Raw genomic sequence first — 13,346 nt, forward strand, 5'->3', positions numbered from 1 at the left:
GACGGCCGCCGTTACGCCGGACCGCACGACGGCGCCCTCGCCTGGGCGTTCGGCCCGGCGGGCGAACCGGCCGCACGCGGCATCGACATCGTCACCGTCCGGGACGGCAGGATCGCCACCCTGCTCACGATGTTCACCGCCTGAGCGCCCTCGCCCGTCCCGGCTTCGGGCCCCGCTCCCGGCCCCCGGTTCGCTGTCCGCGGCAGGCGAGCCGGGGAGCACGGGGCCGGGCTATGCCAGGTCGAGCACGTCCCCGGTCGACACCTTCAGCGAGGTGGTCGTGGTGCCGGGGAAGTACCAGCGCCAGCTGCCCGCCGAGGTGACGGTCACCTTGGTGCTCAGCTTTCCGGCCTCACCGGTGGTCGCGGTGCTGACGGTGCTGTAGTGGGCCGCGCCCTTCTTGATGTCGACCGGATACCGGATCGTCTTCGACGTTCCCACGATGACGTTGCCGCCGCCGTTGACGACGGTCTTCACGACCCGGATGTCGCCCCGCCCCTCGGCGTGCGCTCCGGTCGCCGTCGTCAGCACCAGGGCCGCTGCCCCGCCTGCCGCGGCCCAGGCCGTCCTGCCTCTCATGTTCCTCCCCTTGTCGTGCGCGTGCCAGGAGAGGCTACGTGATCAAGGGCCTCGTCCTGACGGGACGGGCCTCCCCGGCAGCGCGTACGGCGGGTACGGCCCCGGACGTCGTCGGCGGGGCCGGTGCGGTGCCGGGGCCGTCAGGACGGGGACGGGTTGATCTCCTGCTCGGCCCAGACCGTTTTGCCCGCGGGCGAGTTGCGGGTGCCCCGCCGGCTGGCGAGCTGCGCGACGAGGAAGAGACCGCGACCGCCCTCGTCCGTCGGGCGGGCATGACGGAGCCGCGGGACGGAGTCGCTGGCGTCCGTCACCTCGATCACCAGCACCTCGTGCCGGATGAGCCGCAGGGTGATGGGACCGGCCCCGTGGCGTACGGCGTTGGTGACGAGTTCGCTGACGATGAGTTCGGTGGTTGCGACCATCCCCTCCAGTCCCCAGCCGGTCAACTGGGCGGCGGTCAGGGCCCGGGCGTGCGCGACCACGACGGGATCGCTCGGCAGGTCCCAGGTGGCGAACTGCGACGGCGGGAGCGAACGGGGCCGCGCCAGGAGCAGTGTGGCGTCGTCGTCCAGGGCCCCGGACGGCAGGGTGTCGAACGCGGCCGTGCAGAGTTCGTCCAGCGGGCGGTCCGGCCGGGCCAGGACGGTTCCGAGCCGTCGTATCCCGGCGTCGATGTCCTGGTCCCGGGTCTCCACCAGCCCGTCGGTGTAGAAGGCGATCACGCAGCCCTCGGGCAGGTCCACCTCGACGGACTCGAAGGAGGCCGGTCCGACACCGAGCGGCAGACCGGCGGGCAGGTCGGGGACGGACATGCCGCCCTGGGGCGAGATGATCACGGGCGGCGGGTGGCCCGCGCGGGCCATGGTGCAGCGGCGGGTGGCCGGGTCGTAGACGGCGTACAGGCAGGTGGCGCCGGACTCCGCGGCGGCGCGCTCCGGGACGCCGCTGTCCTCCACGCCGAGGCGGGAGATGGTGTCGTCGAGGTGGGACAGGAGTTCGTCCGGGCACAGGTCCAGGTTGGCGAGGGTGTGCACCGCGGCCCGGAGCCGGCCCATGGTCGCCGCCGCGTTGATGCCGTGGCCGACCACGTCGCCGACGACCAGGGCCACCCGGGCTCCGGACAGCGGGATGACGTCGAACCAGTCGCCGCCCACGCCGTGTTCCGAGTCGGCGGGAACGTAGTGGGAGGCCACCTCGACGGCCGCTCCGCCGACCAGTCTGCCCGGCAGCAGGTTGCGCTGGAGGGCGAGGGCGGCGGTGCGTTCGCGTACGTAGCGGCGGGCGTTGTCCAGGGACAGGGCGGCGCGCGCGACGAGTTCCTCGGCAAGGCGCAGGTCGTCGCTCTCGAAGGGCATCGAGTCGCCCATGCGCACGAAGACCGCGACGCCCAGCACCGCGCCGCGCGCGTGGATCGGCACGATCATCAGCGAGTGCATGCCGTACCTGCGTACCTTCGCCAACCGTTCCTGGTCCTCTTCCAGCCAGGCGCCGCGCGCGGTGCTCAGCACCGGTTCGAGATGTGACGCGCCGGAGACCAGGACCTCCGTGAAGGGTGAAGGAGCCGGCACCGACACGGTTTCCCCGCGCGAGAACAGCGACTCGGGTGCGCCGTCGTGGACGGAGGCGACCCCCGCCCGGCGGAACGCGGGCACGCGGCCGATCGCCGCGCCGAGCCGTGCGAGGGATTCCTCGCCCTCCGCGACGGACGCCGCCAGATCCACGGTGACGTAGTCGGCGATGCGGGCCACGGCGAGGTCGGCGAGTTCCTGCCCGGTCCTCATCACCTCCAGCGTGGTGCCGATCCGGGTGCTGGCCTCGCTGAGCACGGCCAGGCGTTCGCGGGCCCGCTGCCGGTCGGTCACGTCGACGCTCATGACGCACACTCCCAGCGTGCGCCCGTCGGCGTCGTCGAGGCGGAAGAACGAGGTGGAGAACGCGTGTTCCTGCTGGGGTCGCGTCGGCATCCACGCCCGGTACTCGTGGTCGACCTGCGGCTTCCCGCTCCGCAGGACCATGCGCATCACCGCCTCGACCGACTCGGCCTCGGGTCCCGGCAGCACCTCCGTCAGCCGGCGGCCGAGCCTCTTCTCGCGCGGTATGCCGTCCTGGAGCGCCAGTGCGTCGTTGACCCAGGTGCACCGCAGGTCGGTGTCGCGCACGGCGATGCCGATCGGTGCCCCGGTGAGCAGTGCCCGCACACCGGCGCCGTTCATCGGCCACGAGGGTACGGCCGTCATCTCGGTCGCGGTGACCAGCCAGCGCACTCCGCCGTCGCGTCCGGTGAGGGGGTGGGTCCGCAGGTACACGTCCCGCGGCGGTCCGTCGCCGCGGCGCAGGCCGACGATCCCGGACCAGCCGTCTCCCCGGCGGCTCCGGTCGGTGAAGGCGGGCGCTCCGAGGACCGCCTCCGGGTCCGCGAGGAGCCGTCCGGCGAAGAGCCCGATCGCGTCGGCGGCGGCGACGCCGCTGAGCCGCTCCGCCTCCGGGCTCCACGCGAGGACCACTCCGTGCGCGTCCACCTCCGCCATGGCGGGGCCCGCCGACTGCCCGGCTTCCCTTCCGGCCTCCGGCATCGTGTTCCTGGCTCCGGCCATCGGCGCCGTCCCTCCTTCAGGATGCCGACCGCGCGGCGGACTTCGCGTCGGAGTTCGCGTCGGCGAGGCGGTCGAGCCAGTCCGCAAGGAGCGCGCCCTCGGACGGTGTGAGCGGGGTGGTGCCGTCCCGGGACAGCGCCTCGCGCAGGGCCGCGGCCCGGCACGCCACGTCCGCGCACGGGCCGTCGATCCTGCTCCGCTCCGCCACGCTGCCCGTGGTGGTGATCATGCGCAGGGCCTGTTCACGGGCCGTGGCCGACAGGGTCTCGTCCCGCTCGGCGGGCGGTGTGGCGATCAGCGACAGTACGACGCCCAGGCCCATGGCGTGGACGAGCTGAGTGGCCCGCTCCACGCTCATGCGCAGGCGGCCGGCCTCGGCGACCCGGGCAAGCGTCTGCCGCAGGATGGCGATGGTCTCGAGCCCGCCCGGCATGCCGCCGCGATAGCGGCCCTCGCCGTACATCAGCACGTAGAAGCCGGGGCGCGACAGGCCGAACCCGACGTGCAGGTCCCAGGAACGGCGCAGGTCGGCGACGGGGTCGTCGGTCCGCTCGAGCGCCTGTTTCTCCCGCAGGTACTGCTCGAAACCGTAGGCCGCGAGGGCGTCGAGGAGCCCGTCCTTGTCGCCGAACAGGCGGTACAGGGTCGGAGGCTGCACACCGGCGGCCGCGCTCACGGCACGCGTGGAGATACCCGCACGACCTTGCGAGCTCAGCAGCTCCGCGGCGGCGCGCAGAACCCGTTCCTGGGTACGTACGGCCCGTTCTTGCATCGGTCCAATTTATCACCGTTGCGATTATTTTACGTAACATTGGTAATAATTACCCCGGGCTCACCGGGAGTGCGCTCAGGGGGCGGTGGGGCCGGCGCGGACGACTGCCTGGTCTCCTCGGGGGCCGTAAAGGTGCAGGATCTCCACGGAGTTCGTGTCCGCGGGGCCGAACCAGTGGGGTTCGGTGGTGTCGAACTCGGCCACCTCACCGGGCAGTAGCGTGAAGTTCCGCTCGCCGAGGACGAGGAGCAGCCGGCCGGCGAGGACGTACAGCCATTCGTAGCCCTCGTGCATGACCAGTTCCGGTCGGCGGGGTGCCAGGACCTGCTTGAAGACCTGCACGCGGCCCGGGTACTGGGTCAGCGGCACGAGGACGCTCCCCCGGTTCAGGTGCAGGGGCTGAAGGTGCACCCTCGGGTCGCCGCTGGCCGGTGCCGCCACCAACTGGTCGAGTGCGACGTGGTGCGCGCGGGCCAGCGGGATCAGCAGGTCGAGGGACGGGCTCCGCTTGCCCGCCTCCAGGCGGGACAGGGTGCTGACGGAGATCCCGGTCCTCGCCGACAGCGCCTCCAGGGTCAGTCCCCGGTCCCGGCGCAGCCTGCGCAGGCGGGGTCCGATGCCTTCGAGGATCCGCTCCAGGTCCGCGTCCGTGGTTCCCGTGCTCATGGATCCAGTTGTGCCACGGGCCCGGTGTGCGGGGACCCGTTTTTGCGGTGTCCGCAAAATTGCTGGGCCGGGCGCGTGGACCGGGCCGACTCTTCCCGGACATCGTTCCCGGACTTCGGAGGCGGACCGTGATCACGGCACCATCCCCTGCTCCACCCACGCTGAGTGCCCGCAGACGCTGGACGGTGCTGGCCGTCTGCTGCCTGAGCATGTTCCTGGTGGGCCTGGACACCACCATCGTCAATGTGGGGCTGCCGGCCATCGGGCGCGGCCTGGACATCGACACGCGCGGTCTCGAATGGACCGTGGACGCGTACACCCTCGTCCTGGCCAGTCTGCTGATCTCCTCCGGTGCGCTGGCGGACCGTTTCGGACGGCGCCGGGTCTTCCAGTGCGGACTGGCCGTGTTCGGCACGGCCTCCCTGCTGTGCGCGCTCGCTCCCTCGGCGGGCGTTCTCGTCACGGCCCGCGCGCTGCAGGGCGTCGGTGCCTCGATGCTCAGCCCCGTGGCGCTCGCGATCGTGGTGAACGCGATGCCGGATCCGAGGGAGCGGGCGCAGGCGATCGGCGTCTGGGCGTCCGTGTTCGGGCTGAGCATGGCCGCCGGACCCGTCACGGGCGGCGCGCTGCTCGCGTGGCTCGACTGGCGGGCGCTGTTCTGGATCAACGCTCCCGTCATCGCGGGCGCGTTGCTGCTCAGCGCGGTGTTCGTGCCGGAGTCCCGGGCACCGCGGGCCCGGCGGCCCGACCTGCCCGGCCAGGTCCTGCTGACCGTCGTCCTCGCGGCCGTGGTGGGCGTCCTGATCGAGGGACCGCACGTCGGCTGGACGTCGTCCGCGGCGGTGGCGGGATACGCCGTGGCTGTCGCGGCGGCGGCGGGCTTCGTGCGGGTCGAGTTCCGCCGTCCCGAGCCGCTGATGGACATGCGGCTCTTCCGGCGGCCGGCCTTCACCGGGGCCGTCGTGGGCGCGGTCGCGGTCTTCGTCGCCCTGAACATGACGCTGCTGCTGACCACCCTGTACCTGCAGCACACCCGGCAGTGGACGCCGCTGGCCGCGGGAGTGGCGACCCTGCCGCTGGCCACCGGAGCGACCGTCCTCGCCCCCTGGTCCGGCCGTCTGGTCGCCCGCACGGGTCCGCGGCTGCCGTTGCTGCTCGCCGGCGGCCTCGTCACGGCAGGGGGGCTGTGCATGGCCGGGCTCACCTCGCACACGAGCGTGTTCCTGCTGCTGACCGCCTACGCGCTCATCGGTGGAGGGTTCGGCTTCGCGAACGCGCCGATCACCAACACCGCGGTCAACGGGCTGCCGCCGGCCCGGGCCGGCGTCGCCGGGGCGATCACCTCCACCGCGCGGCAACTGGGCGCCGCGGTCGGCATCGCGCTCGCCGGCGGCCTGGTCTCGGGCATCGACCCCGCGGGACTCGCACACGCGTCGCGCCCGGGCTGGCTCGCGGTCGCCGGCTGCGGCGCGGCGCTCCTCGTGATCGCCCACCTGTCACAGCCCGAGCCGGTCGCCTCGGCGGCGCCCTCACCCGTCGGCGGCGCCTGACGTCCCGGTGGCCGGTGGCCGCGGTGTCTCCTCGGGGGGCGAGGAGATCTTCTGGACGACGTTCCAGAAGTCGTCCGAGTCCGACGCCCCCACGCGCTGGAACAGTGCGCGGCGGACCGCGCGCGCGTGGGCGGGGCGGGCTGCCGCGAGGGCGGTCCGGCCCTCGTCCGTCGCGGTGATCAGCACGCGCCTGGCCCGCTCGTCCTCGCGTCGACAACGGCTGCGTCCAGCGCCGGGTGGGCGTCGCCTCGGACCGATCCCCCTGGCACGAGGCGCAGCACGAGATCGACATCCTGTTCGCGACGCCGGTTCACCTCGCGCGACCGCTCGTCCCGTGCTGGCCCACGGCCGCCCCAGCACGCTGATCAACGTCACCTCGCGCGGAGCCTCCTTCCCCCCGGCGGTGGCCACCGAGCTCGCCGGCCCCGGTCAGGCACACGGTGCCGACCTCGACGCGTTCTGCGACACCGTCTTCCCCCTCCTGGACGGCTCCCGCGCGGAGGTCGGCTTCGGCTCGACCGCCGCACCCGACTTCACCGAGCGGCGCGCCGCCGAACAACGCACCTTCGAGGCCATGGCCGACCGCTTCGACGTGCCCGTCTACCGGCCCGACGGTCGCGTGAGGGTCTGACACTTGCCGCTCTCCGGCCCCCGAGGGGCTGTAGGAAGTTTGTCGGCGGGGAGGGTGATCTGTCGGCGATATGTCGGTGGAGGCTGGAACGTTGGGACGGGTCGGTGCTCCCTTCGAGCACGTCTCCCCTGAGCGCAAGGAGTCTGTCATCGTGTCTTCCGCCTCCCCGAGCCGACCGTGGGACGTTCACCGGCTGCCGGCCGCCGAGGGCAGGACCTTCCTGGTCACCGGGGGCAACGCGGGGATCGGCTACTTCGCCGCCGAACAGCTCGCAGCCACCGGCGCCTTCGTCGTGATCGGCGGCCGGGACCGCGCGAAGGCCGACGCCGCCATGGCCTCGATCCGCTCGCGCGTTCCCGGCGCGCGTCTGCGGCACCTTCCGCTGGACCTCGCCGACCTGTCGTCCCCGAGGACCGCCGCGGACAGGCTGGACCTCGATCGCCTCGACGCGGTGGTGCACAACGCGGGGGTCGCGCTCGACGACCCGCCGCGCCAGGAGACCCGGGACGGCCACGAGTTGATGTTCGGCACCAACCACCTGGGTCACTTCGCGCTGACCCGGTCACTGGCTCCGCTGCTGTCCGCGGCACCGGCAGGGCGCGTCGTGACGGTGGGGAGCTTCGCGGCGCGGTCCGAGCGGCTGGACCTCGGCGATCTGCAGTCGGCCCAGGACTACCGGCCCAAGCGCACCTACGGCCGCTCGAAGCTGGCGCAGATGTCCTTCGGTTTCGAACTCGACCGCCGGCTGCGTGCCGTCGGCAGCACGGTGCTCAGCGTGGTGGCCCACCCCGGCGGCGCGCTGGACTCCCTCACCCCGTCCCGCCCGCCGCTGGGCGTGACCAGCCCCGGCGAGCGGCTGCGCGCCTTGCCGTCCGCGCTCCTGGTCCAGGGCAAGGACGCCGGAGCATGGCCCGTGGTCCGTGCGGTTCTCGATCCGGCGGTGGCCGGCGGGGAGTTGTGGGGGCCGAGGGTGTTCGGCCTGCGGGGCGTGCCGAGGCGGGAGCCCGTTCCCGCGCACATGGCCGACCCGGCCGTGGCCGCTCGACTGTGGGCCGTCAGCGGTGAGTTGGTGGGCACCGATCCGCATCTCGGCTTCCGGTAGGCCCGACTCCGCGCCCCCGTCCGCCCGGCTCCACGGCCCGGCCCGCGGATCCGCTCACCCCGTGATGGAGGCCCGGAAGTGGTAGCGGTCGCCGCGGTAGGCGGCCGCGGTGAGTTCGAGGGGCTGGCCGTTCTGGTTGAAGGCGAGCTGGGTGGCGACGAGTACCGGAGTCGCGTCGGTGATCTCGAGGAGTCGCCGTTCCTCCGTCGACGGGGAGCGGGCTTCCACCGAGTAGTCGGCGACCTTGGGCAGTTGCGGCGGATCGGCGCTGCGCAGCGTGGCGAAGAGCGTGTGCGTGGTGAAGTCGGTCTCCGCCAGCTCCGGGCACAGCGCCAGGGGGAGCCGGTTGTGCTCCAGCACCACGACGATGTCGTCCAGGTAGCGCAGCCGGCGCATCTCGAAGAGCGCGGCTCCCGGCCCGACCCTCAGCTGTTCGGACTCCTGGACCGTGGCGGGGCGGACCCTGGTCTCCAGGACCGCGTCACGGAGCCGCAGACCCTGCTGTTCGGCGTAGTCGGCGAAGCCCTGGACGGACTGCGCGGCCGCCCGGCCCGGTGACGGCTCGGGCGGTGCGGGGGCGACGTGTTCGTAGCCGTCGGCGAGGAACCAGCCGCGGGCCGGCGCGGACTCGATGACGTGGCGCTCCGCGAGTTCGTTCAGGGCGGAGCGGAGGGTGACGCGCGAGACGCCGTACCGGGTGGCCAGTGCCCGCTCCGAGGGCAGGCGGTCTCCCGGGCGGGCGCCCTTCTCGGCGATGTCGTCCAGGAGACGTCCGGCGACCTGGGTGTACAGCGGCAGGGCGTCTCCGCTCAACAGCCCTTGAGGGAGACCACGGTCCGAAGAAGACATACCAGATGTATACCAGTTTCTCGCGTACCAGTTACATACCAGTAGCGGACCATTGACGGCCATGGATGAGACCAGTACCGTTCCAGTCACGTTTCCGAAGGCGCGCTGACAGATGAGGCTGACGCCCTTCGGTGAACCCTGGAGCGATCATGTGGAATCCCTTGGATGAAGTGGTCCGCCGCCAGAAGGCAGGCGAACCGCACGGCATCACCTCCGTCTGCTCGGCCCATCCGCTGGTCATCGAGGCGGCGGTCCGCCAGGCCCTCGCGTCGGGAGGCACCGTCCTCGCCGAGGCGACCTCCAACCAGGTGGACCAGTACGGCGGCTACACCGGCATGCGGTCCGAAGACTTCCGCGAGCTCGTGCACGGCATCGCCGCCGAGCACGGGCTGCCGCTGGACCGGGTCGTCCTCGGCGGAGACCACCTGGGACCCAACCGATGGCGTTCACGGCCCTCGGAAGAGGCGATGGGCGAGGCGGACAGGCTCGTCGCGGCGTACGTCCGGGCGGGCTTCACGAAGATCCACCTGGACTGCAGCTTCGCCTGCGCCGACGACGCCGCCCCGCTGACCGACGACCTGGTCGCCGAACGCACCGCACGCCTGGTGCGCGTGGCCGAGTCCGCCGCGGGCGACTCCGCCGGCACCCTGCGCTACGTCATCGGAACCGAGGTTCCGGTGCCCGGCGGGGCGCACGAGACGCTGGGCGGCATGTCCGCCACCAGCCCGCGGGCGGCACGGCTGACGCTGGAGCACAACCGGCGCGCGTTCGAGCGGCACGGCGTGGCCGGGGCGTGGCCGCGCGTGATGGCCCTGGTCGTACAGCCCGGTGTGGAGTTCGACCACCTCCAGGTGTTCGACTACCGGCGTGAGCGGACGGCCGAGCTGCGCACGGTCCTCGCCGACGAACCCGCCATGGTCTTCGAAGCGCACTCGACCGACTACCAGACGGTGGACGCCCTGGCCGGGCTGGTGGCGGACCACTGGGCCGTGCTCAAGGTGGGACCGGGACTGACGTTCGCGCTGCGCGAGGCCCTGTTCGCGCTCGCCGACATCGAGGACGAACTCGTCCCGGCCGCCTCCCGGTCCCGGCTGACGGAGGTCGTCGACCGGCGGATGCGCGACGAACCCTCCTGGTGGGAGGGCTACTACGGCGGCAGCGCCGACGACCAGCGGCTGGCCAGGCGCTACAGCTACAGCGACCGCATGCGCTACTACTGGCCCGACCCTCAGATCGCCGCCGCGCAGGACCGGCTGTTCGCCAACCTCTCGGGCCTCGCCGTCCCGCTTCCGCTGCTGAGCGCCCACCTGCCCAACCAGTACCAGCGCGTCCGGGCGGGCACCCTGTCCGCGACACCGCGGGACCTCGTGGTCGATCACGTCCGTGACGTCCTGCGCGACTACGACCGTGCATGCCGAACCCATGACAAGGAGTACGCGTGAAGACCACCACCCAGGACCTGGTACCCCAGGACTGCGGGGCCGACCACACCGCCGCCGAGATCGTCCAGCAGCCCGACGTGTGGCGTGAGGTCGGGGCGATCGTCGCCGGAGAACGGACCTCCCTGGACGCCTTCCTCGCGCCCCTGCTCGCCGACCAGGACCTGCGGATCGTCCTCACGGGCGCCGGTACCTCGGCCTTCGCCGGAGAGGTCGTCCGGGCAGCGGTCGCCCGCGCCACCGGCCGGCGCACCGACGCCGTCTCCACCACCGACATCGTCGCCGACCCGTACGCGTCCTTCCCCGACGACGTCCCCACCCTGCTCGTCTCGTTCGCCCGGTCCGGCGACAGCCCCGAGAGTGTCGCGGCGACCCGCCTGGCGGACCAGGTCCTGGCCCGCGTGCACCACCTCGTCATCACCTGCAACAGCGCCGGGCAGCTGGCACGCCTCCACGGCGACAGCGCCTCCTCGCACGTCCTGCAGATGCCGGCCGCGGCGAACGACCAGGGCTTCGCCATGACGTCGAGCTTCACCAGCATGCTCCTGGCGTCCCTGCTCGCCTTCGGCGCGCTCACCACCGACGCCGTCGAGGCCCCCGCCGCCGCGGCCGCGCACATCACCGCGGGCGGACTCTCCGCGCGGATCGAGGAGTTGCTGGCCCGCGCACCCGAACGGCTGGTGTACCTCGGCAGCAGCAGCGCGCTCAAGGGACTGGCCCAGGAGTCCGCCCTGAAGCTGCTGGAGCTGACCGGCGGCGCGCTCGTGGCGTCCTCGGAGTCCGCACTCGGCTTCCGCCACGGCCCCAAGTCCGTCCTCAACGACCGCACCGCCGTCGTCGTCTACGTGTCCAACGACCCCTACACGCGCCGCTACGACCTCGACATCCTCGCCGAACTGCGCGCGGGACTGCCGCAGGGCAGCGTCGTCGCCGTCTCCGCGTCCCGGGACGGACTGCCCGACGACGGCACCTGGCTGCTCCCCGGGCTCGCCGGCGTCGACGACACCGTCCTCGCCCTTCCCGCGGTGCTCTGCGCCCAGCTGGTCGCGCTGCGGGCGTCCCTGCACCAGGGCATCCGGCCCGACAACCCGTTCCCCTCCGGAGAGGTGAACCGCGTGGTGCAGGGCGTGACCGTGCACCCGCTCCCCCAGCGGCGCGACGGCGTCGCGTAACAGCGTTCAGACAGAGCCGAGCGGAGGAACAACGATGTTTCTGGGTGTGGACGGCGGAGGCACCAAGACGGCCTTCTGCCTCATCGACCGTGCGGGCGCCGTCAGGGCCCGGGCCGTCGCCGAGGGCGCCTACTACTTCGCGGACAACGGCACCGGAGGCGTCGAGCACGTCGCGCAGGTGCTGCGCGAGGGAATCCGGGCCGTGACGGAGGACGCCGGCATCACGACGGCGGACATCGCCCACGCGTTCCTCGGCCTGCCCGGGTACGGCGAGGTCCCCGGCGACGTCGCCGCGCTGGACGCCGTCCCCGCCGAGGTGCTGGGCCACCGGCGCTACGCGTGCGACAACGACATGATCTGCGGCTGGGCCGGATCGCTCGGCGCGGTGGACGGCATCAACGTCATCAGCGGCACCGGATCGATGACCTACGGCGAACGACAGGGCCGCGGCGTGCGCACCGGCGGCTGGAGCGAACTGTTCAGCGACGAGGGTTCGGCGTACTGGATCGCCGCCCGCGCGCTGAACGTGTTCTCCCGGATGAGCGACGGACGGCTGCCCGAGGGCCCGCTCGCGGACCTCCTGCGCCGCCATCTCGCCCTGACCACCGACCTCGAAGTGATCGACGTCGTCCTCAACCGGTGGCAGGGACACCGCAGCGAGATCGCCTCGCTGAGTCCGCTGGTGGTCGAGGCGGCCGGGCTGGGCGACACGCAGGCCGCCGCCGTCCTCACCGAGGCCGGCCGGGAACTGGCCCTGCTGGTGGACAGCGCGCGACGCCGGCTGGGCTTCGCCGACGCCGAACCCGTCCCGGTGTCGTACTCGGGCGGCGTGTTCCGCGCGACGGCCGTACTCGACGCGTTCACCACCGAACTCGACGCCGGCACGGCCCGCTACGAGCTGCGCCGGCCGCAGTTCGAGCCGGTGGTCGGCGCGGCCCTCTACGCGGCGAAACTCGCCGGAACCCCTCTCGACCCCGCGGCACTCGCCGCCCTGCGCTCCTCCTCGGAGATCACCACCACGGAGAACCACCATGCGTGACCAAAGAAACTGGATCCTGTACGCGGGCCTGCTGGTGCTGTTCTGGGGCGTCTGGGGAGCGTTCTCCAGCCAGCCCACCGAACGATACGGCTATCCCAACGAGATGATCTACGTCATCTGGGCCTTCACCATGCTGCTGCCGGCGGCGGTCGCGCTGCGGGGCCGGCGGTTCGACCGGCGGCCGGTCGCCGCGTTCTACGGGCTCGCGGCGGGACTCACCGGCGCGGGCGGTCAACTCCTGCTGTTCCAGGCGCTGTCCAACGGCCCCGCCTACCTGATCTTCCCGGTGGTCTCGCTCTCCCCGGTCATCACCGTGCTGATGGCCGTGGCTCTGCTCAGGGAACGGATCGGACGGCTCGCCGTCATCGGTGTGGTCGCCGCGCTGGTCGCCATCGTGCTCATCAGCATCCCCGCGGGTGACCACGGTTCGGCCGGCACCGGGTCCTGGCTGCCGCTGTCCGTCCTCATCTGCGTGGCGTGGGGCGCCCAGGCGTTCTTCATGCGCAAGGCCGCCCTCGCCGACGTCAACGACGCCACCACGTTCGGGTGGATGACGATCAGCGGTCTGCTGCTCGTCCCCGTGGCGGTCGCCATGATGGGCGGACTGCCCGACGCGCCGTGGCAGGCCCCGGCGCTCACCGCGGGCACCCAGGTCCTCAACGCCGTGGGCGCGTTGTTCCTCGTCATGGCGCTCAGCCGTGGCAAGGCCAGCGTCGTCGCACCCGTCACCAACGCCCTGGCCCCGGTGCTCACCATCGTGCTGTCGCTGATCGTCTACCGGACGCTGCCGACGGCATGGGGCACGATCGGCATCGTCCTCGCCCTCGGCGGATCCACCCTGATGGTGTACGCCGACGAGAAGCGCGAGGAGATACCCGAGCCCCGGGTTCCCACAGCACCCCTGGCAGGCCCGTAGGCCCCGGCTTCCCCGTGGTCCGGATCACGGCGGGTGC

At 72.5% G+C, this 13,346-nt stretch carries 13 protein-coding genes; 7 read left to right on the plus strand and 6 right to left on the minus strand.

Annotated elements, in window-relative coordinates:
• Positions 1-231 precede the first annotated feature (231 nt).
• From ACIQOE_RS38315 to ACIQOE_RS38330, 4 genes are all read right to left on the minus strand, one after another.
• The gene (locus ACIQOE_RS38315) at positions 232-579 is read right to left on the minus strand and encodes a hypothetical protein (protein ID WP_401416636.1); all 348 of its coding nucleotides are present in this window, start codon (positions 577-579) and stop codon (positions 232-234) included.
• A 140-nt stretch (positions 580-719) separates the two neighbouring features.
• Complete coding sequence (locus ACIQOE_RS38320; RefSeq protein ID WP_401416638.1) at positions 720-3,173, minus strand: SpoIIE family protein phosphatase; 2,454 nt, start codon at positions 3,171-3,173, stop codon at positions 720-722.
• Positions 3,174-3,189: 16 nt separating this feature from the next.
• On the minus strand, positions 3,190-3,945 hold the full coding sequence (locus ACIQOE_RS38325; protein WP_401416640.1) for a TetR/AcrR family transcriptional regulator: 756 nt from the start codon (positions 3,943-3,945) through the stop codon (positions 3,190-3,192).
• 75 nt (positions 3,946-4,020) lie between these two features.
• The gene (locus ACIQOE_RS38330) at positions 4,021-4,611 is read right to left on the minus strand and encodes a helix-turn-helix domain-containing protein (protein ID WP_401416643.1); all 591 of its coding nucleotides are present in this window, start codon (positions 4,609-4,611) and stop codon (positions 4,021-4,023) included.
• A 128-nt stretch (positions 4,612-4,739) separates the two neighbouring features.
• On the opposite strand from ACIQOE_RS38330, the gene ACIQOE_RS38335 reads away from it, so the two are divergent.
• Positions 4,740-6,161 carry an MFS transporter gene (locus ACIQOE_RS38335; protein ID WP_401416646.1) on the plus strand — a complete coding sequence of 474 codons (1,422 nt, stop codon included), beginning with the start codon at positions 4,740-4,742 and terminating at the stop codon, positions 6,159-6,161.
• Here ACIQOE_RS38335 and ACIQOE_RS38340 read toward each other — a convergent pair.
• Positions 6,141-6,347, minus strand: a complete 207-nt coding sequence (locus tag ACIQOE_RS38340; protein ID WP_401416648.1) for a hypothetical protein — start codon at positions 6,345-6,347, stop codon at positions 6,141-6,143. The two genes, ACIQOE_RS38335 and ACIQOE_RS38340, sit on opposite strands and share 21 nt — an antisense overlap.
• A gap of 148 nt (positions 6,348-6,495) precedes the next feature.
• Here ACIQOE_RS38340 and ACIQOE_RS38345 point away from each other — a divergent pair, with 148 nt between their 5' ends.
• Positions 6,496-6,792 (plus strand): hypothetical protein, encoded by a 297-nt coding sequence (locus ACIQOE_RS38345; protein ID WP_401416650.1) that lies wholly within the window; start codon positions 6,496-6,498, stop codon positions 6,790-6,792.
• Positions 6,793-6,943: 151 nt separating this feature from the next.
• Positions 6,944-7,894 (plus strand): SDR family NAD(P)-dependent oxidoreductase, encoded by a 951-nt coding sequence (locus ACIQOE_RS38350; RefSeq protein ID WP_401416652.1) that lies wholly within the window; start codon positions 6,944-6,946, stop codon positions 7,892-7,894.
• Positions 7,895-7,948: 54 nt separating this feature from the next.
• Here the strand turns inward: ACIQOE_RS38350 and ACIQOE_RS38355 are convergent, their stop codons facing one another.
• Complete coding sequence (locus ACIQOE_RS38355) at positions 7,949-8,743, minus strand: GntR family transcriptional regulator (RefSeq protein ID WP_351324889.1); 795 nt, start codon at positions 8,741-8,743, stop codon at positions 7,949-7,951.
• 149 nt (positions 8,744-8,892) lie between these two features.
• On the opposite strand from ACIQOE_RS38355, the gene ACIQOE_RS38360 reads away from it, so the two are divergent.
• The 4 genes from ACIQOE_RS38360 to ACIQOE_RS38375 are packed head-to-tail and all read left to right on the plus strand — an operon-like array spanning position 8,893 to position 13,309.
• Positions 8,893-10,185, plus strand: coding sequence for a D-tagatose-bisphosphate aldolase, class II, non-catalytic subunit (locus ACIQOE_RS38360; RefSeq protein ID WP_401416655.1), 1,293 nt, complete (start codon positions 8,893-8,895; stop codon positions 10,183-10,185).
• Positions 10,182-11,354, plus strand: a complete 1,173-nt coding sequence (locus tag ACIQOE_RS38365; RefSeq protein WP_401416657.1) for an SIS domain-containing protein — start codon at positions 10,182-10,184, stop codon at positions 11,352-11,354. The genes ACIQOE_RS38360 and ACIQOE_RS38365 overlap by 4 nt, the downstream gene beginning before the upstream one ends.
• Before the next feature lie 34 nt (positions 11,355-11,388).
• Positions 11,389-12,393, plus strand: a complete 1,005-nt coding sequence (locus ACIQOE_RS38370; RefSeq protein ID WP_401416659.1) for an N-acetylglucosamine kinase — start codon at positions 11,389-11,391, stop codon at positions 12,391-12,393.
• A complete protein-coding gene (locus ACIQOE_RS38375; RefSeq protein WP_351324895.1) occupies positions 12,386-13,309 on the plus strand; it encodes a DMT family transporter in 924 nt (307 codons plus the stop codon). The genes ACIQOE_RS38370 and ACIQOE_RS38375 overlap by 8 nt, the downstream gene beginning before the upstream one ends.
• Positions 13,310-13,346: the final 37 nt, after the last annotated feature.

Source organism: Streptomyces sp. NPDC091282, assembly GCF_044757385.1.
GTDB classification, from domain to species: Bacteria; Actinomycetota; Actinomycetes; order Streptomycetales; family Streptomycetaceae; genus Streptomyces; species Streptomyces gramineus.